The 2,054-nt window shown below is 48.2% G+C and carries 2 protein-coding genes; both read left to right on the top strand.

Annotated features, from left to right (window positions below; all coding sequences use genetic code 11):
- The first annotated feature begins 170 nt into the window (after nt 1–170).
- Nucleotides 171–1,736, top strand: coding sequence for an S-type pyocin domain-containing protein (locus FDX19_RS17360; RefSeq protein ID WP_137383672.1), 1,566 nt, complete (start codon nt 171–173; stop codon nt 1,734–1,736).
- Nucleotides 1,733–1,930, top strand: coding sequence for a CPCC family cysteine-rich protein (locus tag FDX19_RS17355; protein ID WP_137383671.1), 198 nt, complete (start codon nt 1,733–1,735; stop codon nt 1,928–1,930). Before FDX19_RS17360 ends, FDX19_RS17355 begins: the two co-directional genes overlap by 4 nt.
- Nucleotides 1,931–2,054: the final 124 nt, after the last annotated feature.

Raw genomic sequence — 2,054 nt, 5'->3', positions numbered from 1 at the left:
CGTACAGCAAAACCTTTGATACTTCACAAAGTGAATCAAAAATCAGGAAATATTCACTCTGAAAATCATTTAAAACACGGTTTTACTTTAAGTAAAAATCACTTCCTGCGTGTGGGTGTTATTTGTACAATTTACTCTCAGCAATTTCTCCATAGTAAATAGAGGGATTTATGACCAGAGCGCTGGTAAGGCTCGGAGACAAGACCACGAGCGGTGGAGAGGTTATTTCAGCTTCCTCTACGATTATTGAAGACAGGAATATTGCACTAAATGGCGATATGGCTTGGTGTCCGAAAGAAACCTGCAATGGACCATTTCAGATAAATGGCACTGCATACTACTTTGCGGAAGACAAACCCTGCGTTGCCACTGGTGATCAGGTGTTGTGTAACTGCAAGATGAACCAGGTGCTGGGTAGCACAACATTATGGGTTGAAGGTGCGCCAGAAAATCCTTTCGAAGAACATCAAAAACGGGCGGCAGAATGGCCCATTAACAAAGCTATTGCCGCTGCGGTAGCACTGAGTGCTTTACCTGTCTTTGCAAAATCTTGCCTCCGGGGAGAGGGGTGCACCGACGCAGGGACAGACCCGGAGTCTGTTGATAATTTCGGTCATGCTGGCTACTACCGGGCACTTCCTCAACCGGAACAAACAGAATCGGAACCCGTGCAACACGCGCAGGCTGCAAAGAAACACAAACTAACCGAACCGACTCCACCACCAGAAGATAACCGCCCGTGGTATAAGCGCCTTTTCAGTTCCTCGGATGCCCCCAAAGCGGCTGCGACCGCAGGGATGGCAACAGCAAGGGCCGCGACTACAGCAGGGATCACCACTGATGCAGCAATTGAGGCTGGATACGCAGCAGTGCAGAAAATCGGAGGAAATCTTTCGACGGCTGGTCGTTGGATAGCTCCTAACCCCACAACCGTTTTTCTGTTTGGCATGTTTTACTCGCCAAAGCTCAACAGTGGTGAACAGGACTACATCGATAAAATGCGCCTTGAACAGTCCGCACGGAATAAAGAAGATGTTCCGACCCGTGTTCGCTTTCTCTGGGAAGCTGACCAGTTTGGCACCATGAGACCAAAAGGCTTCCACGTCAGCGCCAGAGGCGGACAGGACAAAGTGCCTGTGCGCATGCTTCAGAAGAACACCACCACCGGGAACTATGAGTTCTGGGAGGATGGCGCAGACAAGCCGACAATCGTTTGGACTCCTGACGATCCGGGATATTCTTCCCCGTCAAACACCGGCAATCAGGATAACGTCTACATTCCTCCGAATGTGCTGGTTTACCCGGAAAGCGAAATCAACAGCCCATGGTCAACAGTTACACCTACTCCGGAGGAGCGGCCCTTCCGGGATTATATTCTTGTGCATCCAGCTGGGACGTTCGACCCTATTTATATCTACCTTAGTAAAAATCCCGATGACCCGATTTGGACAAAAACTAAAGTAGCGGAGCCAGTTGAGAATGCTTATGGTCATTGGGTTAAACACGGGCATGAGTTCGTAGACAAACCTTTCAACAACTCAAAAGAGTATGTTGATGCTACACATGATTTTGTAAGAACACCGCCCTCGGGGACTCTAACGAAGGTCAGACAAAATGGTGATGTAATGCACTATCATCCAGCAACAAACACTTTCTCCGTGAAGACTAAGGATGGAGTACCAAAGACAATGTTTAAACCGAAAGGCGGGATGGAATACTGGGAGAAACAGAAATGATAGATTCAAAACATTCGTGCCCTTGCTGCGGTCAATATGAGTTTCCCGAAGACGGTAGTTACGAGATTTGCCCAGTTTGCAACTGGGAAGATGATCCCGTTCAAGCTGAGGACCCTGACTACCGAGGCGGGGCTAATGTCATGAGTTTGAACGAAGCACGCGAAGCATTTCGACAAAGTCGAATTGTTAGTTAACCGCTTTCACGGATTTAATCTGTGAGTGAAGTGGCTGGGTTTTGTCCCGGCTTTTCTTTTGTCTGTTAACCAGCTTTATCTGTCACACAAAGTGAGATACAGTCTGCGACACACGACAACCCCA

Origin of the sequence: Citrobacter sp. wls619 (assembly GCF_005281345.1) — a bacterium.
Lineage (GTDB): Bacteria > Pseudomonadota > Gammaproteobacteria > Enterobacterales > Enterobacteriaceae > Citrobacter.
The sequence above is the reverse complement of the archived record's forward strand: the minus strand, read 5'-3'. Positions and strand labels throughout refer to the sequence as shown.

Coding starts and splice junctions, on each gene's coding strand:
- FDX19_RS17360 (WP_137383672.1), top strand. CDS start 171: ATGACCAGAGCGCTGGTAAGGCTCGGAGACAAGACCACGAGCGGTGGA.
- FDX19_RS17355 (WP_137383671.1), top strand. CDS start 1,733: ATGATAGATTCAAAACATTCGTGCCCTTGCTGCGGTCAATATGAGTTT.